Here is a 19608-nt window from a genome sequence, read left to right on the forward strand (position 1 = left end):
CTTTGAACTCGGGTCTGGAGCGCTGTAAGAGCGGTTGTCCTTGCCGTCGCGATAGATCAGCGGACTGCGCAAGTCTCCCTCGAGGCGTTCGATTGCCGCGGGACCGGGAGGCAGCGCTTCGACGCGCGGCTTCGGTGAAGTTCAACGATTCAGCCACATTTCGTCATTCGGTCAAGAGTTTGCTTGAACAGAAATTGTATCATGCTATGATATAAAACGGAGGAGGAGAGACATGGCCGAAACGAATGACAGCGGTTGGGCGGCGTACCGACCTTCCAAGAGTGTATGGTTCTGGTCGGTTGTCGGCTCATCGATACTGACTATGGTGGTCGGTTTCACATGGGGCGGTTGGACGACAGCAGGTCGTGCCGGAACCATGGCCGATCTCGCGGTCCGGCAGGCTCGTGCAGAGCTCATCTCAAACGTTTGCGTGCACAATTTCGTGTCCGCCCCCGACGCGGCACAAAACCTTGTGGAACTCAAGTCGAAGTCCAGTTGGGAACAAGACAATTTCATCGAGGAGGGAGGTTGGGCGGTCGTTGCTGGTCTGTCGAAGCCCGTTCCGGATGCGGCCGATACCTGTGCCGATGCGCTTGTAAGCTTGGAGGAACTTCCATCGCTCTTGGAAGCCGAGACGAGCAGCTGAACGGCGTCTTCGGACGAACGTTGGCTGTTGCGGCTGGGGCGAGGGAAGGGGCAGCCTGAAATGATTTCAGGCTGCCCCTTCGGCGTCGTATAATTGGCGGATGCCGAGCGTGTTGCAATGATGAGAGAACGCCGAAGTCCTCCCGACCCTGGCAGCTTGTGATGTTCTCCTAATCGCTGGTTCAGGCGTGATGTTCATCGTGCGAGCCTGACAGAGCGTGATTGTGCGCAACAGAGCTCATTCTCGAAGTGGCCATCGATCAAGCGATCTTGAAATATACCTCAGCTTGCCAAAGACATGCCCTCGCAATGACAGCATTTGGCGATATATTTCGCGAGCGCGGCACTTTGCGGCGTTCGCCGTTCAGATAAGTGGGCGCGCTCGCGCCTCCTCCCTCCTGAGGTTCAACCAGTATATATCATAGAATGATATAAATAAAGGATGTTACGAATGGCCTCCGGCGCAGGTTCTAAGTCCCGCACACAAGTCCCTGAGATTGCCGATGAGGAGGCGCTTGATCCGGGGGTGTTCGAAGGTCTGGCCGGAGTCAGGCTGGCCATGCGTCGCTTCCTCTCCTTCAGCGAGGCGGTCCTTTCCGAGGCGGGCGTGACTTCGCAACAATATCAAGCACTGCTGGTACTCAAAGTTGCTCCCCAAAGCCGAATCATGCTCCGGCAACTCGCCGAAGAGATGCTGATACAACATCACGGCGCGGTTCAGCTCGTTGACCGGCTGGTGGCGGCTGGACTGGCACTGCGGATCCCATCGGCCGACGACAAACGCCGCGTCCTCGTCGGCCTCACCGATTATGGCGAACGGGTTCTGAACTTTCTGGCCAAAAGACATTTGGGTGCCATGCTCGATAATGAGCCGTTGCTGATTGAATCTCTCTCGCGTCTCCGCGCACTGGCTCGGACCGGCTAAACCCCGGTCAGTCCGCTGGTCGCGTCACGTGGCGAACTGCCCAAAGTGCTCGAAAATGCCAGCGGACCGGTGATCCGTGGACGAGAGCTACAAACGGAGCAAATCAGAAACAGGCGGGACAGAAGAAGGCTGATGGCCGATTTGGAACGTGATCGTTGAGCGTGTTCCCGGCATCGCATAATGTATCGGCTGGAAAGGTGCAGTGCCGGACATCGCCATTGAACGCCTGGTGCGCGCGCTAGGCTCCAGACTCAATTAGTCCACCAGATGACGATAGCAGCGATGTGGACGGCGGCCTGGAAGTTTGTGGCGAGCTTGTCGTAGCGGGTAGCAATCCGCCGCCAATCCTTGAGACGGCAGAACATCCGCTCGATGACGTTGCGCTGGCGATAGGCCCTTGCATCGAAGGGATGGCGGCGCTTTCTGGTCGGGTTGTTGGGAATGACCGGAATGGTGCCGCGTCCGGTCAGATACTGGCGCAGGGCATCGCTGTCGTAGGCGGTGTCGGCGGCGAGGAAATAGGCGGGTGGCAGGTGCTGGAGCAACGGCACGGCGGCGCGCACATCGCCCATCTGCCCCGGCGAGATCTGCAGACCGAGCGGCCGGCCGCGACCGTCTACGACGGCGTGGATTTTCGTCGTCCGGCCGCCGCGGGAGCGACCGATCGCCTGCGTCTGCGCCCCCCTTTTCCACCAGCGGCCGAGCGATGGACCTTCGCGGTGGTACTGTCGATCATCTGCATGTCGCCTGGACTGGCCGCGACCAGGGCCGAAAACAGCTTCAGCCACAGGCCGCGGCCGGCCCAACGATGAAAGCGATTGTAAATCGTGGTTGGCGGGCCATAGACGGCCGGGCAATCCTGCCAACGGCACCCGACACGCAACACATGGACAATGCCGCTGATGACGCGGCGGTCATCGACCCGGCGCGCACCGGGTCGGTTCTTCGGCAGCAGCGGTTCGATAACGGACCATTGCTGATCGCTCAACCAGAATTCGCTTCCCATGCTTCAACTCCGCTATTTTTCGGAAAAGAATCATGGAAATCACATGCCATCAATAGGCTGATTGAGTTTTGACCCTAGGCCGGTTCGGCTTGTTTTCTCTTCTTTTGAAGGCTATATGTAGGTAACTACCTACATGGAGGTGAGGTGTGGGTATTACGACCCTTTCCAGCCGAGAGTTGAACCACGACGTGAGTAGCGCCAAGAAGGCAGCAAAAAGCGGCCCGGTCATCATTACGGATCGCGGCAAGCCTTCCCATGTGCTCATGACCTACAATGAATTTGAGCGCTTGACCGGCAAGCACCGCAGCCTTGTCGAGGCTCTCGCCATGCCTGGCCTGTCGGGGATCGATTTCGAGCCGAACCGCGTTGAAATCAGTCCGCGCGACGTGGACTTGTCTTGAGATATCTGCTCGATACCAATGTGGTTTCCGAACTGCGCAAGATCGGTGACGGCAAAGCCGATGCCAATGTCGTCGCATGGATCGGAACGGAAGATGCATCGCGCTTTTTCCTTTCGGCGATCACAATTCTCGAACTGGAGCGGGGCGTACTCGGGGTGCACCGCCGAGACGCCGCACAAGGCGCTCGGATGCGTTCCTGGCTCGACAGTCATGTGCGTCCGGAATTCGCCGGCCGTATTCTGCCAGTTGACGAGGCGGTTGCGACACGTTGCGCCCACCTGCACATCCCCGACCGGCGCAATGAGGCCGACGCGCTGATTGCGGCGACGGCTCTGGTTCACGACATGACCGTTGTGACACGAAACACCAGAGACTTCGAAGGCACCGGCGTTGTTGTCGTCGATCCCTGGCAAGGCTGACCTTTCACTTATCCGAATACAGGCGGTCCCCGGCCGGGCAGCTCGATTGCTGGATGGCCGGATCGAATCCGTTCAAGGAGGGATAAAAATCGACCTTCTCACCGAAGCGGCGGGTGCATCTGCTGTAGCCGATCGTCCGCGAGGGGGCGGAGAGCCCGAAGAATAGAGCACTTTGCGCTGCAAAATCGGAGACACTGGTGAACTCCTATGGGAAAGACCTTGCGGTCCATTCTGCCAATTGCCGCATTGGAGGAAAGCGGCAGTACGCTATCTCTCGACGTTTGAAGCCGCGTTGCGTGCACCTATTGGAGGAAATAATGAGCGGAGAACTCGCTGACATTTATCGTGCCTACCTGGATTGCCTCAATCGACAAGCCTGGGACGAGCTTGGTCAATTCGTTGACAACGATGTGCAGCATAACGGTCACCTTCTAAGGCTATCGGGCTACCGGGAAATGTTGGTGCAGGACTTCGTAGACATTCCGAATTTGCAGTTCAACATTCAACTGCTTGTCTGCGAACCCCCGCGCCTTGCTGCCCGCCTTTCATTCGATTGCTCCCCGAAAGGCGAGTTCATGGGCCTAAGCGTCAATGGACGTCGAGTGTCCTTCACGGAGAACGTTTTCTACGAGTTCGTGGGATCGAAGATCCGCTCGGTATGGTCGGTAATCGACAAGTCCGCGATAGAGGCCCAGCTCCCATACTAAAAAGAGAGAGAGAGAGAGAGAGTTGAAACGGTCCTGACACCACCAAGAGCAACGGCCATGGCCTTTTATTCAGTGTTCAGTTCCGCGTATCGGCGGGGGTGTGCAACGACGCCCCCGCCTTTTCGGCCGCTGCCCGCAAACGCTTGTCTCGCGTCCACAAAGCCACTCGCTGACCGAGGAGAACCGAAGCCAGCAAATGTGCACCCGTGTAGCCAATCCCCATGCTGAAAATGGCGTGGCGATCAACCATCATCATGACCTCGTGGTGCGTTGCGACGAGTGCTTCGCGCTGAGCCATCAGGAATGCTATCACGGTACTTCGTTCCCGAAGACTGCCGAGTGCAAGCTCTCCGATCACGGCCGGATGGCAGAGGAGACGATCGTCCTCAACAATCCTACGCAGCTCGGCATCGGTATGCCGGAAATGATCAATCCAGATTGAAGTGTCGGCAAGAATCACTTGGCAGCTGCGCTCCGGCGGCGTGGAGCTGCCTCCGCATCCGGCATAGTTCCCCCGAGCGCGATGAGGCGTTTTCCTGACTCCACACGGACAAGCGTCTCCAATGCCTGGCGGACCAGAGCGGCGGTTTCTTTCGTGCCGGTTAGGAACTTAGCCCTTTCCATGAGAGCGTCGTCGAGGTTGATAGTCGATCGCATCGTTCGGGTTCCTGATTTTGGTGCTAAAATAGCACCATTTGGTGAAGAAATCTACGCCTGGACTGGCCATCGTAGCGACCGCATCGGCCGCACGAGCCTAAGACTGGCTAGGGCCGAGGGTTCGATTCCGCTCAAGGCGAGAGATACAGGTCGATCTTCCCGAACTCCGGAGCGATGCTGAAGCGTAGCGGCATTCGTGACTGGAGAGGCGCTTTTGTCTTTAGTAATTTGTTTCAAATTTCGATTATTAATAAATATAAAGTCAGAATATTATTGTCATTGAACTTGAAGAGAAGCGTACTATATTCCCGCGATCAACTATGAGGTATCGGCTTATCTATCCGGACGCCTCGTGTCTCAGCTGGGAGGAGCGGTTTCATGACGAAGATCGTGGGGACGGGCGGGGGCGATACGCTGCGCGGGACGGACGAGACAGATCGCATCTGGGGCCTTGCCGGCAATGACGACATCGATGGCGGTGGCGGAGATGACCTTGTCGATGCCGGTGCGGGAGACGACGTCGTCAGGAGCACAAGCGGCTATGACCGCCTCGACGGCGGCGACGGCGACGACCGGTTGATCCTCGCCGGGACGGGCGGCGCGGTCACCGGCGGCGCTGGCCACGATATCCTCGTCGTCAATGCCTCCTTGGCGACGGAGGACGTGATCTTCAACGGTCCGCAGGGTCACGCCATGATCGGCCGCGATCCCTCGACCGCCCAGCATGTCTTCTTCCGGGATATCGAGCGCCTTGAGCTGCTCACCGGCAGTGGAAATGACATCGTCTACGGCAGTACGCGCGACGATGTCATCGTGACCGGCGACGGGTCCGACGCGATCACCACGACGCTGTCTTCGGCTGTGATCGATGGCGGCGCCGGATGGGATTTGGTGACAATCGACAATTCCGAAGACGTGGATGGCGTCACCATCGACTTCGCCGCGGGCAGTGCATCGACCGGCACGGTCCTGCGCAACCTCGAGACGGCCCGTGTCTGGACCGGAAGCGGCGACGATACGGTGATCGCCGGCGGCCTCGACGATCTCCTCGCCAATACCGGTGCGGGTGACGATCGAATCGAGGGCGGAGACGGCAACGACAACCTGAACGGCGGCCTGGACAATGACGTTTTGTCGGGCGGAGACGGCAATGACGGCCTGAGCGGCGATGCCGGCAATGACCGCCTCTTCGGCGGGGCGGGGAATGACGGCCTGTCCGGCGGGAGCGGAGCCGACACGATGTCCGGCGGCGACGGGGATGACAATGTCAGGGCGGGAGCCGGCAATGATATCCTCGAGGGCGGCGCCGGCGATGACAGAATGGACGGTGGCCCAGGAGACGATCGCCTCTTTGGCGGATCGGGCAACGACATCATGGAAAGCTTCGACGGTCGCGACGTCATCGACGGCGGCGATGGCGACGACCGGATTTCGCGTTTCTCCGGCAGCGGCCCGGCAACGATCAGCGGCGGCGCGGGGAATGACCAGATCAGAGCGTGGGGCTCGGACAGCGTCGACGGCGGCACAGGGGATGACCGGATCGGAGCGGGGAGCTCGGGCAGCGTCGACGGGGGGGAAGGCAACGATCACCTCGCGTTCGAAGTGTCCCATCTGCTTGGGCCTGTCGATTTCGACGCGACGCGTGGATCGATCTCGACCGGGCTGACATGGACCGACATCGAGAGCTTCACCGTGTCGAGCGGGAGATTTGGCGATCTTGACGATACGCTGCGTGGCGCCGACGGGGCTGATCAGCTCTCAGCCTTTTTCGGTGACGATCTTCTGGAAGGACGGGCCGGAGACGACCGCCTGTTCGGTGGCGATGACAACGACCGCCTGCTCGGCGGCGACGGCGACGACTTCCTGTCCGGCGATTTTGGCGACGACCGCCTGCTTGGCGGCGTCGGCTCCGACGATCTGCGGGGCGAAGCTGGGGTCGACGATCTGAGCGGCGGTTCGGGTGACGATCACTTGTGGGGACATACGGGCAGGGACCGGCTGTCAGGAGGGAGCCGATTATCTGCACGGTGGCGGCGATGCTGACATCTTCCAGTGGTACGTCTCGTCTCTTGAGACCGACAGCGTCGACCGCATCGCGGATTTCAGCGCTTTGGCGGGCGACATCCTTAGCTTCGCCATCGACGCCGATGGCGAGATCGCCTCGATCCGCAGCTACGCGGATTTCCTGGCGGCCTCGCATGACACGCAGGACGGCGTTTTCGTCACGCTCGACGGGTTCCACGATGCCGGCATCCTGATCGAGGGCGTCACCCTCACGGAGATTTCGGCCGAGAACCTGTCCTTCACCGAGTTCTACTTTTGAGGCGCCTGGGGGTGCCCGAACCGGGGATGTCAATGGGCGTCGAATGGAATGTGGCGCTCGCCGTGAGGTACCGCCCAAGGGAGTTCATCCTTCCTCCACGAGGCGGTTGCAGGCCGTCGTCCCGGGATGTTCACGTCCTGGGCTAAGAGGATCGCAGGCCGCGCCACTCATGAGGGCTGGCGATTGCGATGATCGTAGCTCCTCGTCGCGACTCCGGCATGCGCGCCGAATGCCGAAGGGCGGCATTGTTATCGGCGGCCCTCATCCGGAATATCGAGGTCGAATTCATTTCGATTTGACCTATCCACGTCGTTCTGGCGACCCTATGAGAGTCGCATCAGAAGAATCGCACGGGAGGGACGGCATATGAGCCATGAGGCACAGAAAACCATCACCACATGGTACGTCGACCCGGACGCGGAAGACAGGATGGCGGACGGACACGCCCCGATCTGGCGGCATCTCGTCGGGCTCATCGTCGAGCGCGATCTTTCGGAAAAGAATGTCGTCGACTTCGGCTGTAACCAAGGCGGCCTGCTGCGGCATCTTTATGCGATCAGGCCGTTCCGCAAGGCGCTCGGCATCGACATTGCAGAGCAATCCATCGCAAAGGCCGAGACTCTCAAGGGCAATATTCCCGTCCAACACGCTGTTGGTGGAACGCTCGAAGGCTGGGTCGACGAGTTCGATCTCGCGATCAGCCATGAGGTCATTTACCTCCTCGAGGACATCGACGCCCATGCCGCGGACATCTTCAAGGCTCTGACGCCCGGTGGAGTGTACTATGCCGTTACCGGTTGCCACACGGACAACCCGCTCTGGCCGAAATGGCGCGAGCTCGTCGCGAAGCGCACGAACACCGTCGTCCAGGATCGCTCCATTTCCGATTACTGCCGCGCCTTTGCGAGGGCTGGCTTCGAGGTCTCCGGCCGGAAGCTGGAGTATGACGGATACATTCCATTCGTCGAGGATGGCTGGACTCCGGATTTTGCCGATGCCCTGAACTATTACACTGAGACCAAGATCGTGTTCCGCCTGATCAAGCGCCGGAGCGCAGGAAGCGCGTAAGCTCGACGTCGAAATGCGGCGGCTTGTCCGGGGCAACCTCGACGAACCGCCCCTTCACCCGGAATGTCTTTTCGATCAGGCCGCTTTCGGCCAGCGCCCTCGGCTCCCCGTCGAAGCGCAACTCGCCTTTCTCCAACAGCGAGATGCGGTCGCTGATGGCAATCGCCTGGTTGATGTCATGAATCGCCATGACGATCGTCACGCCTTTCTCTCGGCTGAGGCGTTGGACGAGGTCCAGAACCTCCACCTGATAACCGATGTCCAGGAATGACGTCGGCTCGTCGAGCAGAAGGATGGCTGCCTCCTGCGCCAGCGCCGCCGATATCCACGCCCGCTGCCGTTCGCCGCCCGAGAGTTCCTGAAGCGTTCGATTCGCCAAACGCGTGAGGCCGGTGCATTCAAGCGCCCATTCGATGGCCGCCTCGTCCTTGTGGTCATAGGAGCGGAAGAGCCCGACGTGAGGAAAGCGCCCCTGCCGCACAAGCTGGGCGATCGTCATCTCGTCGGGGGCGGAGGGCTGTTGCGGCAAGAAGGCGAGCTTTTTGGCGATGGCGCGCCGCGACATCGAAGTCACCGGAACATCCCCGATCTTCGCCTGCCCCTCCGCGGGCCGGATCAAGCCTGCCATTGCCTGTAGTGCCGTGCTTTTTCCGGAGCCGTTCGGTCCGATAAGGGTGCGGATTTCGCCTTTCTGCACCGATAGCCGAAAGCCGTTCAGCGCCTTCCGGCGACCGTAGCTAACCGATAATTGCGTACATCTCAGAGGCATGGGCGATCTCAGGGAGCTTTGCGTACAAGGGCGAGCAGTACCGGCACCCCGACGATGGCAGTGACCACTCCGATCGGCACTTCTTCGGCTTGCCCGACCAGACGACCAATCAGGTCCCCGAGGGTGACGATCACCGCTCCGAGGACGACCGTCAGGGGAAGCACCAGCGGGAAATCTCGCCCGGCGAGGAAGCGCGCCAGATGCGGCACCATGAGCCCTACGAAAACGATCGGGCCCACTGCCCCCACGGCGCTTGCGGCGAGCGTGCAGGATACGAGCAGGGCAAGCGAAAACTGCTTGCGATAGGAGAGCCCAAAGGAACGGGCGACATCGGAGTCGAACTGCAAGAGGACCAGCGGACGATAGATCAGAGGGAGGGCGGCAAGGCCGGCGATCGTGAACGGCAGCAGGAAGATCGCGTGATCCCATGTGCGCGCATAAAGGCTTCCGGAGAGCCATTCGAGAATGATCTCGATGCGGGCCGAGCCCCAGCCCGCGATCAGGCCTATGGCAAGCGCGTGCAGAACCGCCCCAATCGCGATCCCGCAGAGGGTGATCCTGAGCGGACTGAGGTCGAGCCGGAAAGCCATAATGTAGATGACTCCTCCCGCCGCGATGCCACCCACCATTCCCGCCAGCGGCAGCCATGCGATCGGCAGCTCGGCCACGGTGTTGGAACCGGGATCAAAGATGTAGACGGTGAACAGCAAGAACGCTGTGACCGTCAAAGTCGCGCCCTGTGACACCCCCATCAGTGACGGATCGGCGAGAGGGTTTCGGGTTATCGTCTGGAGCAATAGTCCTGCGACGGCGAACTGAATCCCGGCGAGGATGCCCGTGACGATACGTGGCAGACGGATGTCGAGAATGATCGAACGTGCTTCAGGCGAACCGCTCCCGGCCAGAACCGAGGCGACGTCCGTTGCGGGAATGTCGACCACGCCCAGGAGCACAGCGGCGACGAACGAGAACAGGACCAGCAGAATGACCGCGGGCAGGAGCCACGGTTTCGGTCGGGTAAGGCCGAGCGGGACTGGAGTCATGCGGTCTTTCCCTTGATACCGACGCGTCCTCGCTGGATGAGATAGATGAAAATCGGCCCGCCGAGAAGCGCCGTGATGATGCCGACGGGAAGCTCCTTCGGGATGGCAATGGTGCGGGCGATGCAGTCGGCGCAGGTCACCATCAGCGCCCCGATGGCCGCCGTGAGCGCGATCTCAAACGCAGTTCCCGAGGGCCGCAGGAGCCGGGCGATATGCGGGGCTGCCAGACCGACGAAGGCGACGGGGCCTGCAACGGGGGCGACGCCCGCTACCGGACAGATGCCGAAAAGCAGCAGGACGGGTTTCCAGAAATGAAGCTGCACGCCCATTCCGGCGGCGGCGTGGTCGCTCAGGGCGAACATGGCGATTACCCGGTGGAGCGACAGCGCTCCCACTACCCCAAGGCCAACCCAGGGAAGCATATGGACGAGGTGCGACCAGGTGCGCCCGGCGAAGCCGCCGGACAGCCAGAACAGTAGTGCGGTCGATTGCGGCCCTGCCAGAAGCAGCATGTAAATCGTGATCGCCCCGAGAAACAGCGACACGCTGACGCCCGCGAGGGCGAGATGAAGCGGGCGCCCGGTTCCGCCGCGTGCCACCCAGAAGGTCACCCAAGCGGCGGCGAGACCGCCCGCGAGGCCTACGAATGGGTAGTAGGCGGATGAAAACCATGGCAGCAAGACGAAGCAGCCAACGATGGGCGCAACGGCGCCGGCGGTGACGCCCGTAATCCCCGGATCGGCGAGCGGGTTGCGGGTCAGTGCCTGCAGCAGATAGCCCGAGACAGCGAGGCCCGAACCCGCGACGGCGGCCGCGAGGCTTCGCGGCAGCCTCAGGGTCCAAACCAGGATCGACTCGATCTTGCCGTCGGGAGCAAAGAGCACGCGCAGAACGGCATCGATGGAAAGTGTCCGCGCCCCATACAGCAGCCCGACGAGAACAATCAGCAGTGTCGCCGCGAAGACGAGGCCTATGGCTATGGAGGATTTCCGGGTGCCCATCGCCGTCGCGATCGCTCGTCCGCTATTTCTGAGCCTCGGCGGGAATGATCTTGGCGGCTTCCGCCTTCACGTCCACGGCAGGGAAGACGTCGGGATAGAGGTAGTGGGCCGCCTCGCGCAGAACGATTTCGCGCGCGATGGGGCCGTTGGTCTCGACCCACTGGTCACCGACATAGAAAACCCGATTGTTCTTGACGGCCGTCAGTTCCTGCCAGATCGGGTTGTTCTCATGCGGCCGATCGGGGCCCGAGTCATAGATAAAGAGGACTTCAGGGTCTTTCTCGAGCATGGTCTCCAGGCTGAGATCGACACCGAACTCTCCGCCCGGCGTCATGTTGCCGGCGATGTTCTCGCCACCAATCGCCGCGACGATGGACGCAGCCGTGTTTTCCGTGTGGAATGCGAACGGCGTCTCGCCACCCCACATGATCGCGAAGCGAGGGTTCACCTCCTTCGGAGCCCCGGCGGCGAATTTCGCCAGGTGCTCGCGGAACTCCTTGTTCAACTGGAGGCCGCGCTCGGGCTTGCCGAGGATCTTCGAGAGCTCGGCGATCTCACGGTCGCTCCCGTCCAAAAGCTCCATGTTGTAAGCGACATAGGGGGCAATCTTCTCGAGGTGCGGCGCATTGCCGACGGTGTAGCGGCGGATGGCGACGATCAGGTCGGGCTTGGCTTCCGCAAGAAGTTCCAGGTTTGGCTTGGCCCGCTGGCCGATCTGCTTCATGCCTGCCGTCATGCCGAGGAGGAAGTCCGGCTCCCGTCCCGCGGTCATATAGGTGCTCGCCACGGGCTTGATGCCAAGGGCAAGAGCCACGTCATCCGCGAAGTAGGAGATCGAGGCGATGCGTTTCGGCTGAAGGGGGACCTCCACCTTCACGCCACGGTCGTCGGTGATCGTCAGTGTCTTGCTGTCCTGGGCGTGAGCGGGGCCTCCTGCCATCACTGCCAGAAGAGCAGAGAGAATTGCGATTCTACGTGCGTTCGCCACGGCGATGTCCTCCACATGAATGTCGACACCGCTTTAGCTATTAAAGAGGAGTCCTGCAATCCACTTACCTGCACTTCCGATCAATTCCGAGAATCGCTTCCGCGTATGGGCCGGTGCGTTGCCCAGTGCTCGAAGGCATGGTTCACGGCATCGACGCTTGACACTGTCCACATTTCGAGTATTCTAGACATATGGAACAGGAAAATGCAATTCTGGCCCTTGCGGCGCTCGCTCAATCGACCCGGCTGGAGACCTTCCGCCTTCTTGTCCGGCATGAGCCCCATGGGCTGCCCGCCGGCGATATCGCGCGCACCTTGGCGGTGCCCCACAACACCATGTCGACGCATCTGAATATTCTTGCTCGGGCGGGCTTGGTGTCTTCGGAACGCCGCAGCCGCCTCATCGTTTACCGCGCGGATGTTTCGCGTCTGCGCGATCTCACCCTTTTTCTCCTCAAGGATTGCTGCGGAGGGGATGCCGATCTCTGCGCTCCGCTGATCGAGGAACTCAATCCCTGTCGTTCAAAGGAAAAGGTAACCGGATGACCAAGACGACGTTCAATGTGATGTTTCTCTGCACGGGCAATTCAGCACGTTCGATCATCGCAGAAAGCGTTCTGCGAAAGGACGGAGCCGGCAAGTTCAATGCCTATTCCGCGGGGAGCCAACCCAAGGGCGAGGTCAATCCGTTCGCCATCGAGACGCTCGCAGGCCACCACTATCCCGTCGAAGGGCTTCGGTCGAAAAGCTGGGACGAATTTGCCGTGCCCGGCGCTCCCCAACTCGATTTCGTCTTCACCGTCTGCGACAATGCCGCGGGCGAGGCCTGCCCCGTCTGGCCGGGACAGCCCGTGACAGCGCACTGGGGCGTCGAAGACCCGGCAGCCGTCGAGGGGACAGACGCCGAGAAGCGCGTCGCGTTCGCCACGACGCTTCGTTACATGAAACTCCGCATTGCCGCCTTCGCAGCGCTTCCGGTGGAAAGCCTGGAGCGGCTGAGCTTGACGGCAAAACTGCACGAGATCGGCCAGATGGAAGGTTCCACTGCGCAGAGGCCCGACGTCGCATGAAAGACCCGATCGACATCGTCATTTATCACAACCACGATTGCGGCACGTCTCGGAACACCTTGGCAATGATACGCAACGCCGGAATCGAACCGCATGTGGTGGAGTATTTGAAGACTCCGCCAAGCCGGCGGCTGCTGGAGCAGCTGGTCGTGCGTATGAGTATACCCGTTCGCGAGTTGGTTCGGGAAAAGGGTACACCCTACGAAGAACTCGGCCTCGGCGATCCGGCTCTCACCGATGACCAGCTCCTCGACGCGATGATGCAGCATCCGATCCTGATCAACCGCCCCATTGTCGTCTCGCCGCTTGGCGTCAGGCTGTGCCGACCTTCCGAGGTCGTCCTTGAGATCCTGCCCCAGGAGCAGAAGGGCGCTTTCGCGAAGGAAGACGGCCAGATCGTCGTCGACGCGAGCGGCCGGCGCGTCTAACCGAAGCAGAGCAGACCAGAGCAAGCGAAGCGACGCCTCGAGCGAGGCTGCGCACCGGACTTCATTTTCAAGGAGAACGCAGTTGCGTCCCGCCCAACCCACAATCCGCCTCTCGTTCCTCGATCGCTATCTTACGGTCTGGATATTTGCCGCCATGACGCTCGGCCTTGTGCTCGGCACCGTGTTCACGGGCTTGCCGGCAGCCCTCGACAGTCTTTCCGTGGGGACCACTAACGTTCCGATCGCGATCGGACTCATCCTGATGATGTATCCGCCGCTGGCAAAGGTGCGTTACGAGGAACTCCATCAGGTCTTTGCCGACAAGCGCATACTAACGCTCTCCCTGGTGCAGAACTGGTTGATCGGCCCGGTGCTTATGTTCGGGCTCGCCGTGTTGTTCCTGCGCGACTATCCGGAATATATGACGGGCCTTATCCTGATTGGTCTCGCCCGCTGCATCGCCATGGTTCTCGTCTGGAACCAGCTTGCCCGCGGCGACAATCAATACGTTGCAGGTCTCGTCGCCTTCAATTCGATCTTCCAGATACTCTTCTTCAGCATATACGCCTGGTTCTTCCTCACTTTTCTGCCGCCTTTTTTCGGCCTGGAAGGAAGCGTGATCGACGTGTCCTTCTGGACGATCGCCGAAGCAGTGCTGATCTATCTCGGGATACCGTTCCTCGCCGGTTACCTGTCGCGCCGCATTATTACGCAGGCAAAGGGCAAGGACTGGTACGAGAACGCCTTTCTTCCGAAGATCAGCCCAATAACCCTTGCGGCGCTGCTGTTCACCATCGTGGCGATGTTCAGTCTGAAGGGCGGCGATGTCGTAAGGCTGCCGTTCGATGTCGTCCTGATCGCGATCCCCCTGACGATCTACTTCGTCATTATGTTCACCGTCAGCTTCTTCATGGCGAAACTGATCGACACCGACTATCCCCGCACCACCGCCGTGGCATTCACGGCAGCGGGCAACAATTTTGAACTGGCGATCGCTGTTGCCATTGCGGCCTTCGGTCTTGCATCGCCAGTGGCCTTCGCCGCGGTCATCGGACCGCTCGTGGAAGTGCCCGTGCTGATTCTGCTGGTGCAGCTCGCACTGTGGCTCGGCCGCCGCTACTTCGCCGAAACGGCTCCCGCGGCTGTCTGAAGCATAGGAGACCCTGCAAATGAGATTGCGCACCGTTCCCGACATCAACCACCTGCCGGCTCTCGACCCTGCCTACGCACATCGTAATCCAGCGGAAGGCCTCGGCCCGATGGACCACAAGCCCCGCATCCTGCTCCTCTATGGATCGCTGCGAGAGCACTCTTACTCCCGTTTCTCGGTAGAAGAGGCGGCGCGAATTCTCGAGTACTTCGGCGCGGAGACCCGCATATTCGACCCTTCGGACCTGCCGCTGCCCGACCAGGTCAAGGGCGACGATCACCCAGCCGTCAAGGAGCTCCGTGAGCATGCGATCTGGTCCGAAGGAATGGTCTGGTGCTCACCAGAGCGCCATGGCCAGATCACCGGACTAATGAAGGCGCAGATCGATCACCTGCCGCTGAACATGGGCGGCATCCGTCCGACGCAAGGCCGTACCCTCGCTGTCATGCAGGTGTCCGGCGGCTCGCAGAGCTTCAACGCAGTCAATACGCTGCGCATTCTTGGACGTTGGATGCGCATGTACACCATCCCGAACCAGTCGAGCGTCGCCAAGGCGTTCCAGGAATTCGATGCGAACGGGCGCATGAAGCCTTCCAGCTACTACAACCGCATCGTCGATGTCATGGAGGAACTCGTCCGCTTTACGATCCTCCTGCGGCCGCACTCGGCTCAATTGGTCGACCGCTATTCAGAGCGCAAGGAAGCGAAAACGCCGGTTAACCCGGAGACCGACCTCTCCGCCATCGCGATCGCCCCGCAAAAGGGTGCGGCGTAAAAGCCGAGACCGTTCACAGCGGCAACCGATCCAAAGATCTGCACGCTTGAGTATTCAATCGCCGAAGGAGGCGATCGAACGGTGAGGCGGTTTCTTCGGTGCGCAGTGACGCTTAGACAATCAGCCGGGCCGCTCGTCCGTTCTTCCGTTCCGCGTTGTTGTAATAGCTGGCCGCCTGGCTCACTGACTTATGCAGTGACTGCTGCATGGCCTCCGGGAGGGGGATCCCGCGGTTTGCCGCTTCGGTCAGATAGCCGGATCTCAAGCCATGGGCGGAAAACAGCGCCGGATCAAGGCCGGCCTGTTCGCAGCGTGATTTCAGGATCAGGTTGATGGATTGTGGCGTCAGCGCCCGTCGGTCGACGTTGCCCCACTGATCGACGCGCCGGAACACCGGTCCGTCCTTGATTTGCGCTTCAGCCAGCCACCCTTTTAAGGCCGTGACGGGCCGGCCGATCAACAGCACATGTTCGTCATCGTCGGCCGCCGTCGTCTTCGTGCGGCCGAGGCGGATCGACAGACAGGGCAGGGGAGGGGAGTTCTTGTCGGACGGATCGGCGCGGACCGGCTCCTCGTCGGCGAGATCCTCGACGCGCAACGCCGTTACCTCGGAGCGGCGGCGGCCGCCGGAGGCAAAGGCGGTGAGGAGCAGCGCGTGATCACGAAGGTCAACCAGCCGATCGCCAGCACAGGCCTGCAACAGCTTTGCCAGGATATCGACGGTCACCGCCTTCTTGCTCTTGCGCTGCCGCGGCCGGGCGCTGGCGCGCACCGCGAGGCGCAGGGCGGATTTGAGCGACGGCGCGGCGAAGGCGCCGGCCAGCCCCCGCCAGCGCGTCAGGATCGACCAGGAGGTCAGCCGTCGCCGCACCGTGGCCGGCGCGTGCGGACCGATGGCTTTGAGCAGATGGCCGGCGCGCAGGCCGCTTTCCACCTCGATAGGCATGCCGTGGGTCGGATCCTCAGCGCGCTTGACTGGATCCCAAAGATGGTGGGCGACGAATTTCAGGAGCAGCGCTTCCGGCGCCGGCCAGGGGAGGGCGGTGCCGATCGCCAACTGACACCAGGCCTCGAGATAACCAAGATCGGAGGCAAGCGCCCTCAGCGTGTTCTCGCCCATTCCTTCGCCGGCAAGATGTTTGAGTGTGGTGACGTCGGCGTCGGTCAGCAGCGCTGCGAGCTGGTCACGGCGGTCGAAGGGCAGGATGGCGCCGAGCGCATCGAGCGCTTCGGCACGTCGCGCGAGATCGGACGAACTCTGTTCAGCGCTCATTTTCGAAGGGCCCGAGCACCGGCACCTTTTCAGCTCGCGCCGCACTGGCGAGCTTGCGGTCGAGGGTCGCGAGTGGCAATGACTGTCGGACTGCCAAGTCGAGATAGGCGGCGTCATAGGCGCTGAGCGCATGCGCGCTGGCAAGCTCGAGCACCGAGCCGTCCTGGCCGGCTCCCGCATCGTCGAGCGGCAGGCGGCGCAACCGTGCCATCGCATTGAGCGCTTGGCCGGCGGCGATCCGCTTGCGCCGTTCGGCGCTGATCAGAATGCTGCGCGCCTCGTGCCAGAACAGGTTGGGCACCGGGCAAGGCCCTGAGATGCCGGCAATCAATCGCTCGGCCGTCTCACTGTATTCCTCCGGCAAAAGCCAGGCGGCGGCAGTCGAGGCATCGAGGACGAACACGCTCAAAACCGCTGTCCCTCGCGCTTCCAATCGAGAATCTCGTCATTGCTGACCGGCTTGGCCCGCGCCCGCGCCGCCCTGACTTCGGCGATCAGCATCGCGAGCTCATTCTCCTTCTTTACCCGCGAGAGCCGGGCGACCGGATCCTTGCCGCGGGAGATGATTACCTCCTCGCCCGCTTCGACGCGCGCCAGCAACTCGGAGAGATGAGCCTTGGCCTCGGCGACCTTTACGTTGACACTCATGGAAAACTCCGTTGTTTGTCTCTGGGGCGCGCGAGCCTCGAACTCCGCGCGACGCGGGCATTTGACCGATGATAGCTTTCGATTTCGATGTGGTCAACTTGGTAGACCATCTCACTATCGATACTTGAAAACTATCGATAATGACGTGTCGAGAAAAACTTACGCCTGGGTGACGGAAAAGAAACGCCGATTAGCTTCCATTTACAGAATTTCCAACGTTAGTTCACATGGTTAATCGTTCGTAAAGTCGGTTGTTTGGTGCCCTCGGCGCTGCCGCGCCTATAGGGTACTCAGTGCGCCCGCGCAATGTTTGAATTCCGCGACTACACGGAGGGTGTCATGCGGGTGGCTCTCGAGCCTCGGGCTCGCCAATTATGCCACGGCCTTCGCTAAAAACGAGATCAGTTCGAAGTGCTGCCGCATCTGTCGGATGCGGACCTCAAGGCGCTGGGGCTTCCGATGGGTCCGAGGAAGCTCGTTCTGGCCGCGATTAGGGAGCTTGGCCAGCCCGATATGCGGGGTCCCACGGCGGCCGGCTCTTCGCCCCGCCCGGAGGCGGAACGTCGCCAGTTGACGATCATGTTCGTCGATCTCGTTGGATCGACCGCGTTGTCAGGTCAATTGGACCCGGAAGAAATGGCTGAGGTGATCCGGAAGTATCAGAACGCCGTGGCCGCGGAGATCACACGTGTGGATGGCCATGTCGCGAAGTTCATGGGGGATGGCGTGCTGGCCTATTTCGGCTGGCCGCGGGCGCACGAGGACGACGCCGAGCGGGCGGTGAGGGCCGGACTCGCCATCGCCGCCGCGGTCGCCAAGCTGATGACGCCAGCGAAAGCGCCGCTGAGAGCCCGGGTGGGCATCGCAACTGGTTTGGTGGTGGTGGGCGATCTTGTCGGCAAGGGCGCGGCGCAGGAGGCAGCGGTGGTCGGCGAGACGCCAAATCTGGCGGCACGACTGCAATCACTGGCCAAGGTCGGCTGTGTGGTTGTGGCCACTCCGACGCGGCGGCTGCTTGGCGAGCTCTTCGAGCTGGTTGATCTCGGCACGCACGACCTGCAGGGTTTCGCTCATCCGGTGCAAGCGTGGCTGGTCATTGGCAAGAGCCAAGCCGAGGGCCGCTTCGAGGCGCTGCACGGGATGCGGGTCACGTCGCTCGTCGTCCGCGATCAAGAACTGGCCGCGCTCCTCGAATGCTGGCGGCGGGCCAAGGATGGCATGGGTCAGGTAGCGCTGCTGTCGGGCGAGCCGGGCATCGGCAAATCGCGCATCGCAGTCGCCCTGCGCGAGCGGCTCCGAGACGAGGAATGCGTGTCTCTGGGCCATCACGGCTCAACCTATCATACGAACACCGCGCTGTTCCCAGTGCTGGACCAGTTGCGTAGGGCCGCTGGAATTGAGGGCCCCGATGCGCCCGAGGTGAAGTTGGCCAAGCTGGAAGCACTGCTTGCCATGGCTGTATCCGATCCGACACCGGCGATGCCGGAGATCACACTGATAGACGTTCAGACGAGTGCAGCATCCGCGCCGGCAGCTCGCTCTCGCCGAAGCCGCGCGAGCCACGGCTGACGCGCGGGTGGAAACAGGCCTTGGCGGAGGATTGCCTTTTTAAACCAAGCTACCCGACGGCTTCGTCAAGGGACGCTTCCAGGATCGGCCCTGGAACGCGATCGTAAACCGGCGGACGGAGAACTGAATTCTGGGGGGAGAAGTTCAGCGCGATGGTTATCGTCAGCTTCAATTTCGATCTGCTCTCAGGAGCGAGACCCGTCCTCAAGCCATGCGAAATGTCGTTGTCGAGGGTGATCGACTTCGTGCTGGCGTCGAGCATGCATCAAAATCTGCGACTCACTTTGCGCATTCGCGGCTGACGCCGCCAGGTCAAGCGAAGTGGCTAGTGGCATCTTCGAGCGAGAGGGAGGTGCAGATCAGACGGGTCTGACGTTTTCTGCTTTCGACTTCCCGGTCTTGCGGTCCTGACCCAGTTCGTAGCTGACCTTCTAGCCGTCTCGAAGAGATCCGGATCCCTGGACCGCCGATACATGGACGAAGACGTCTGTGCCGCCATTGTTGGGCGTTATGAAGCCAAAACCCTTGTCCTGATTGAAAAACTTAACGGTACCGGTCGCCATGAACATCCTCTTGAGCTGGGCGGCTTGAGCGCCGCCGACGGACCTTAATTCATCGCTGCGCCCGGCTGCAACCTTTCCTCCGCGCGACAGAGCGGACCAGACTGAACCCGCAAACGGCTTAGCTACTCACCGGCGAGGGATGCAGCCTCCGAAAAGTGTCGGTCGCACCGGTCGTCTCAAA

26 protein-coding genes and 1 pseudogene are annotated in these 19608 nt (G+C 61.1%); 15 read left to right on the forward strand and 12 right to left on the reverse strand.

Going from position 1 to position 19608, the window contains the following annotated elements; genetic code table 11:
• The first annotated feature begins 232 nt into the window (after window positions 1-232).
• Both AC5J09_RS04225 and AC5J09_RS04230 read left to right on the forward strand, forming a co-directional pair.
• Window positions 233-646 (forward strand): hypothetical protein, encoded by a 414-nt coding sequence (locus AC5J09_RS04225; RefSeq protein ID WP_494296963.1) that lies wholly within the window; start codon window positions 233-235, stop codon window positions 644-646.
• A 450-nt stretch (window positions 647-1096) separates the two neighbouring features.
• On the forward strand, window positions 1097-1570 hold the full coding sequence (locus tag AC5J09_RS04230) for a MarR family winged helix-turn-helix transcriptional regulator (protein ID WP_494296964.1): 474 nt from the start codon (window positions 1097-1099) through the stop codon (window positions 1568-1570).
• A 251-nt stretch (window positions 1571-1821) separates the two neighbouring features.
• Here AC5J09_RS04230 and AC5J09_RS04235 read toward each other — a convergent pair.
• Window positions 1822-2576 (reverse strand): IS5 family transposase gene (locus AC5J09_RS04235; protein WP_494296965.1). Its coding sequence is split into 2 segments (ribosomal slippage): window positions 1822-2223 and window positions 2226-2576, totalling 753 coding nucleotides; the frame shifts between segments, so codons are not numbered across the junction.
• A 146-nt stretch (window positions 2577-2722) separates the two neighbouring features.
• Here AC5J09_RS04235 and AC5J09_RS04240 point away from each other — a divergent pair.
• The 3 genes from AC5J09_RS04240 (at window position 2723) to AC5J09_RS04250 (ending at window position 4103) form a co-directional block, all read left to right on the forward strand.
• Window positions 2723-2977 (forward strand): type II toxin-antitoxin system Phd/YefM family antitoxin, encoded by a 255-nt coding sequence (locus AC5J09_RS04240; protein WP_494296966.1) that lies wholly within the window; start codon window positions 2723-2725, stop codon window positions 2975-2977.
• Window positions 2974-3396 carry a type II toxin-antitoxin system VapC family toxin gene (locus AC5J09_RS04245; RefSeq protein WP_494296967.1) on the forward strand — a complete coding sequence of 141 codons (423 nt, stop codon included), beginning with the start codon at window positions 2974-2976 and terminating at the stop codon, window positions 3394-3396. Before AC5J09_RS04240 ends, AC5J09_RS04245 begins: the two co-directional genes overlap by 4 nt.
• A gap of 317 nt (window positions 3397-3713) precedes the next feature.
• On the forward strand, window positions 3714-4103 hold the full coding sequence (locus tag AC5J09_RS04250; protein ID WP_494296968.1) for an ester cyclase: 390 nt from the start codon (window positions 3714-3716) through the stop codon (window positions 4101-4103).
• Between the two features lie 76 nt (window positions 4104-4179).
• Here the strand turns inward: AC5J09_RS04250 and AC5J09_RS04255 are convergent, their stop codons facing one another.
• The gene (locus tag AC5J09_RS04255; protein ID WP_494296969.1) at window positions 4180-4563 is read right to left on the reverse strand and encodes a PIN domain-containing protein; all 384 of its coding nucleotides are present in this window, start codon (window positions 4561-4563) and stop codon (window positions 4180-4182) included.
• Entirely contained in the window at window positions 4560-4760 is a 201-nt protein-coding gene (locus AC5J09_RS04260; RefSeq protein WP_494296970.1) for a type II toxin-antitoxin system VapB family antitoxin, read from the reverse strand. Before AC5J09_RS04260 ends, AC5J09_RS04255 begins: the two co-directional genes overlap by 4 nt.
• Before the next feature lie 378 nt (window positions 4761-5138).
• On the opposite strand from AC5J09_RS04260, the gene AC5J09_RS04265 reads away from it, so the two are divergent.
• From AC5J09_RS04265 to AC5J09_RS04275, 3 genes are all read left to right on the forward strand, one after another.
• On the forward strand, window positions 5139-6803 hold the full coding sequence (locus AC5J09_RS04265; protein ID WP_494296971.1) for a calcium-binding protein: 1665 nt from the start codon (window positions 5139-5141) through the stop codon (window positions 6801-6803).
• A gap of 67 nt (window positions 6804-6870) precedes the next feature.
• Window positions 6871-7083, forward strand: a complete 213-nt coding sequence (locus tag AC5J09_RS04270) for a hypothetical protein (protein WP_494296972.1) — start codon at window positions 6871-6873, stop codon at window positions 7081-7083.
• Between the two features lie 366 nt (window positions 7084-7449).
• Window positions 7450-8151: a class I SAM-dependent methyltransferase gene (locus tag AC5J09_RS04275; protein ID WP_494296973.1), complete on the forward strand. Its 702-nt coding sequence runs from the start codon at window positions 7450-7452 to the stop codon at window positions 8149-8151.
• Here the strand turns inward: AC5J09_RS04275 and AC5J09_RS04280 are convergent.
• Genes AC5J09_RS04280 through AC5J09_RS04295 form a run of 4 tightly spaced genes read right to left on the reverse strand, consistent with a single transcriptional unit; the run spans window position 8123 to window position 11904 of the window.
• Window positions 8123-8920, reverse strand: a complete 798-nt coding sequence (locus AC5J09_RS04280) for an ABC transporter ATP-binding protein (RefSeq protein ID WP_494296974.1) — start codon at window positions 8918-8920, stop codon at window positions 8123-8125. The genes AC5J09_RS04275 and AC5J09_RS04280 overlap by 29 nt on opposite strands.
• A gap of 8 nt (window positions 8921-8928) precedes the next feature.
• Window positions 8929-9963, reverse strand: a complete 1035-nt coding sequence (locus tag AC5J09_RS04285; RefSeq protein WP_494296975.1) for a FecCD family ABC transporter permease — start codon at window positions 9961-9963, stop codon at window positions 8929-8931.
• Window positions 9960-10964 (reverse strand): FecCD family ABC transporter permease, encoded by a 1005-nt coding sequence (locus AC5J09_RS04290; RefSeq protein WP_494296976.1) that lies wholly within the window; start codon window positions 10962-10964, stop codon window positions 9960-9962. The genes AC5J09_RS04285 and AC5J09_RS04290 overlap by 4 nt, the downstream gene beginning before the upstream one ends.
• Window positions 10965-10986: 22 nt before the next feature.
• A complete protein-coding gene (locus tag AC5J09_RS04295; RefSeq protein ID WP_338280922.1) occupies window positions 10987-11904 on the reverse strand; it encodes an ABC transporter substrate-binding protein in 918 nt (305 codons plus the stop codon).
• A 239-nt stretch (window positions 11905-12143) separates the two neighbouring features.
• On the opposite strand from AC5J09_RS04295, the gene AC5J09_RS04300 reads away from it, so the two are divergent.
• The 5 genes from AC5J09_RS04300 to arsH all read left to right on the forward strand — a co-directional run bounded on the left by AC5J09_RS04300 (window position 12144) and on the right by arsH (window position 15374).
• Window positions 12144-12497 (forward strand): ArsR/SmtB family transcription factor, encoded by a 354-nt coding sequence (locus AC5J09_RS04300; RefSeq protein WP_324764925.1) that lies wholly within the window; start codon window positions 12144-12146, stop codon window positions 12495-12497.
• A complete protein-coding gene (locus AC5J09_RS04305; RefSeq protein WP_379937790.1) occupies window positions 12494-13021 on the forward strand; it encodes an arsenate reductase ArsC in 528 nt (175 codons plus the stop codon). The genes AC5J09_RS04300 and AC5J09_RS04305 overlap by 4 nt, the downstream gene beginning before the upstream one ends.
• Entirely contained in the window at window positions 13018-13449 is a 432-nt protein-coding gene (gene arsC / locus AC5J09_RS04310) for an arsenate reductase (glutaredoxin) (RefSeq protein ID WP_494296977.1), read from the forward strand. The genes AC5J09_RS04305 and arsC overlap by 4 nt, the downstream gene beginning before the upstream one ends.
• Before the next feature lie 82 nt (window positions 13450-13531).
• Window positions 13532-14599 (forward strand): ACR3 family arsenite efflux transporter, encoded by a 1068-nt coding sequence (arsB, locus tag AC5J09_RS04315; RefSeq protein ID WP_494296978.1) that lies wholly within the window; start codon window positions 13532-13534, stop codon window positions 14597-14599.
• 19 nt (window positions 14600-14618) lie between these two features.
• On the forward strand, window positions 14619-15374 hold the full coding sequence (gene arsH, locus AC5J09_RS04320) for an arsenical resistance protein ArsH (protein ID WP_494296979.1): 756 nt from the start codon (window positions 14619-14621) through the stop codon (window positions 15372-15374).
• Between the two features lie 112 nt (window positions 15375-15486).
• Here the strand turns inward: arsH and AC5J09_RS04325 are convergent, their stop codons facing one another.
• Genes AC5J09_RS04325 through AC5J09_RS04335 form a run of 3 tightly spaced genes read right to left on the reverse strand, consistent with a single transcriptional unit; the run spans window position 15487 to window position 17295 of the window.
• The gene (locus tag AC5J09_RS04325; protein ID WP_494297057.1) at window positions 15487-16647 is read right to left on the reverse strand and encodes a site-specific integrase; all 1161 of its coding nucleotides are present in this window, start codon (window positions 16645-16647) and stop codon (window positions 15487-15489) included.
• Complete coding sequence (locus AC5J09_RS04330; RefSeq protein ID WP_494296980.1) at window positions 16637-17056, reverse strand: type II toxin-antitoxin system VapC family toxin; 420 nt, start codon at window positions 17054-17056, stop codon at window positions 16637-16639. The genes AC5J09_RS04325 and AC5J09_RS04330 overlap by 11 nt, the downstream gene beginning before the upstream one ends.
• Entirely contained in the window at window positions 17053-17295 is a 243-nt protein-coding gene (locus AC5J09_RS04335) for a type II toxin-antitoxin system Phd/YefM family antitoxin (protein ID WP_494296981.1), read from the reverse strand. Before AC5J09_RS04335 ends, AC5J09_RS04330 begins: the two co-directional genes overlap by 4 nt.
• A 570-nt stretch (window positions 17296-17865) precedes the next feature.
• Between AC5J09_RS04335 and AC5J09_RS04340 the strand changes: the two genes are divergently transcribed.
• Window positions 17866-18864, forward strand: a complete 999-nt coding sequence (locus AC5J09_RS04340) for an adenylate/guanylate cyclase domain-containing protein (protein WP_494296982.1) — start codon at window positions 17866-17868, stop codon at window positions 18862-18864.
• Between the two features lie 49 nt (window positions 18865-18913).
• Here the strand turns inward: AC5J09_RS04340 and AC5J09_RS04345 are convergent, their stop codons facing one another.
• Window positions 18914-19126 carry a hypothetical protein gene (locus AC5J09_RS04345; RefSeq protein ID WP_494296983.1) on the reverse strand — a complete coding sequence of 71 codons (213 nt, stop codon included), beginning with the start codon at window positions 19124-19126 and terminating at the stop codon, window positions 18914-18916.
• A gap of 97 nt (window positions 19127-19223) precedes the next feature.
• Window positions 19224-19376, reverse strand: a pseudogene (locus AC5J09_RS04350) (cold-shock protein).
• Between AC5J09_RS04350 and AC5J09_RS04355 the strand changes: the two are divergent.
• Window positions 19338-19475, forward strand: coding sequence for a hypothetical protein (locus AC5J09_RS04355; protein WP_494297060.1), 138 nt, complete (start codon window positions 19338-19340; stop codon window positions 19473-19475). The pseudogene AC5J09_RS04350 and the gene AC5J09_RS04355 overlap by 39 nt on opposite strands.
• Window positions 19476-19608: the final 133 nt, after the last annotated feature.

This window comes from Sinorhizobium sp. (genome assembly GCF_059070375.1).

Bases quoted from the DNA above. Each gene is read 5' to 3' on its own strand.
- AC5J09_RS04225 (WP_494296963.1), top strand. From the start codon at position 233: ATGGCCGAAACGAATGACAGCGGTTGGGCGGCGTACCGACCTTCCAAG.
- AC5J09_RS04230 (WP_494296964.1), top strand. From the start codon at position 1,097: ATGGCCTCCGGCGCAGGTTCTAAGTCCCGCACACAAGTCCCTGAGATT.
- AC5J09_RS04250 (WP_494296968.1), top strand. From the start codon at position 3,714: ATGAGCGGAGAACTCGCTGACATTTATCGTGCCTACCTGGATTGCCTC.
- AC5J09_RS04260 (WP_494296970.1), bottom strand. From the start codon at position 4,760: ATGCGATCGACTATCAACCTCGACGACGCTCTCATGGAAAGGGCTAAG.
- AC5J09_RS04265 (WP_494296971.1), top strand. From the start codon at position 5,139: ATGACGAAGATCGTGGGGACGGGCGGGGGCGATACGCTGCGCGGGACG.
- AC5J09_RS04275 (WP_494296973.1), top strand. From the start codon at position 7,450: ATGAGCCATGAGGCACAGAAAACCATCACCACATGGTACGTCGACCCG.
- AC5J09_RS04280 (WP_494296974.1), bottom strand. From the start codon at position 8,920: ATGCCTCTGAGATGTACGCAATTATCGGTTAGCTACGGTCGCCGGAAG.
- AC5J09_RS04285 (WP_494296975.1), bottom strand. From the start codon at position 9,963: ATGACTCCAGTCCCGCTCGGCCTTACCCGACCGAAACCGTGGCTCCTG.
- AC5J09_RS04290 (WP_494296976.1), bottom strand. From the start codon at position 10,964: ATGGGCACCCGGAAATCCTCCATAGCCATAGGCCTCGTCTTCGCGGCG.
- AC5J09_RS04295 (WP_338280922.1), bottom strand. From the start codon at position 11,904: ATGGCAGGAGGCCCCGCTCACGCCCAGGACAGCAAGACACTGACGATC.
- AC5J09_RS04300 (WP_324764925.1), top strand. From the start codon at position 12,144: ATGGAACAGGAAAATGCAATTCTGGCCCTTGCGGCGCTCGCTCAATCG.
- AC5J09_RS04305 (WP_379937790.1), top strand. From the start codon at position 12,494: ATGACCAAGACGACGTTCAATGTGATGTTTCTCTGCACGGGCAATTCA.
- arsC (WP_494296977.1), top strand. From the start codon at position 13,018: ATGAAAGACCCGATCGACATCGTCATTTATCACAACCACGATTGCGGC.
- arsH (WP_494296979.1), top strand. From the start codon at position 14,619: ATGAGATTGCGCACCGTTCCCGACATCAACCACCTGCCGGCTCTCGAC.
- AC5J09_RS04325 (WP_494297057.1), bottom strand. From the start codon at position 16,647: ATGAGCGCTGAACAGAGTTCGTCCGATCTCGCGCGACGTGCCGAAGCG.
- AC5J09_RS04335 (WP_494296981.1), bottom strand. From the start codon at position 17,295: ATGAGTGTCAACGTAAAGGTCGCCGAGGCCAAGGCTCATCTCTCCGAG.
- AC5J09_RS04345 (WP_494296983.1), bottom strand. From the start codon at position 19,126: ATGCTCGACGCCAGCACGAAGTCGATCACCCTCGACAACGACATTTCG.
- AC5J09_RS04355 (WP_494297060.1), top strand. From the start codon at position 19,338: ATGGACGAAGACGTCTGTGCCGCCATTGTTGGGCGTTATGAAGCCAAA.